The 1,243-nt window shown below is 75.5% G+C and carries 2 protein-coding genes; both read left to right on the top strand.

Annotation, left to right across the window (positions count from 1 at the left end):
• The coding region (locus AX737_RS10720) for a methyltransferase (RefSeq protein ID WP_280949067.1) at nt 1-393 on the top strand (393 nt) is incomplete at its 5' end.
• A gap of 147 nt (nt 394-540) precedes the next feature.
• Nucleotides 541-1,243: chlorophyll synthesis pathway protein BchC (gene bchC, locus AX737_RS10715; protein ID WP_066921192.1), on the top strand; the 703-nt coding region annotated here is incomplete at its 3' end.

Here is a 1,243-nt window from a genome sequence, read left to right as displayed (position 1 = left end):
CGCCTGGAGGAGGCCGGGCTCGGCCACCGCGCCGCCTGCCACGGGGGCAGCTTCCACCGCGATCCCCTGCCCCGGGGCGCCGACCTCGCGACGCTCGTGCGCGTGCTGCACGACCACGACGACGGGCCGGCGCTCGCCCTGCTGCGCAGGATCCACGACGCCCTGCCGCCGGGCGGCACCCTGCTGGTGGCCGAGCCGATGGCCGGCACGCCCGGGGCCGAGCCGGTCGGGGACGCGTATTTCGGCCTCTACCTCCTGGCCATGGGCAGCGGCCGGCCGCGCCGGGCCGACGAGATCCGGGCGCTGCTCAGGGAAGCGGGGTTCGGCCGCATCGCCGAGCGCCGCACCCGCCGCCCGCTGCTCGTCCGGGTGATCCAGGCCAGGCGCGCGTGAGCAACCCTCCCCCGCGGAAGGGGGGCGTCGCGGTTCGGGCAACACCGGCCGAACGGCCACTCCGTTAATTCATGTTGACGCAACAAAGTGTCTATATAAGATGACACAACCGACTTCGGTCGGCCACGGACGCGAAAGATCCAGACCATGGACACCCTCGCCGTCGTTCTCGAACAGCCCGAGCGCCTCGCGCTCAGCCGCTTGGCGCTGACGCCCGCGGGGCCGCTCGACGCGGTGGTGGAGATCGCCTGGAGCGGGATCAGCACGGGGACCGAGCGCCTGCTCTGGTCGGGCCGGATGCCGCCCTTCCCGGGCCTCGGCTACCCGCTGGTGCCGGGCTACGAATCGGTCGGCAGCGTCGTCTCGGCCCCGCCCGGATCGGGATTGGCGCCGGGCGACAGCGTGTTCGTGCCGGGCGCGCGCTGCTTCGGGCCGGTGCGCGGGCTGTTCGGCGGCGCGGCCTCGCACCTCGTTGTGCCGGCGGCCCGCCTCGTGCCGGTCGATCCCGGCCTCGGCGCGCGGGGCTGCCTGCTGGCGCTCGCGGCAACCGCGCAGCACGCGCTCTCGCCGATCCTGCCGGGCGAGCGCCCGCTCATCGTCGGTCACGGGGTGCTGGGGCGGCTGCTCGCCCGGCTGAGCGTTCTCGCGGGTGCCGAGCCCACCGTCTGGGAGACCGACCCCACCCGCGCGGCCGGCGCGCACGGCTACGCGGTCCTCGCGCCCGAGGACGACCCGCGCAGCGACTACGCCCGGATCACCGACGTCAGCGGCGACGCGGCGGGCCTCGACCGGCTGATCGCGCGTCTCGCGCCGGGCGGCGAGATCGTGCTGGCGGGCTTCTACGAGGCGC

The sequence above is a fragment of the Methylobacterium sp. CCH5-D2 genome, from assembly GCF_001556475.1.
Classification (GTDB): Bacteria; Pseudomonadota; Alphaproteobacteria; order Rhizobiales; family Beijerinckiaceae; genus Methylobacterium; species Methylobacterium hispanicum.
The sequence above is the reverse complement of the archived record's forward strand: the minus strand, read 5'-3'. Positions and strand labels throughout refer to the sequence as shown.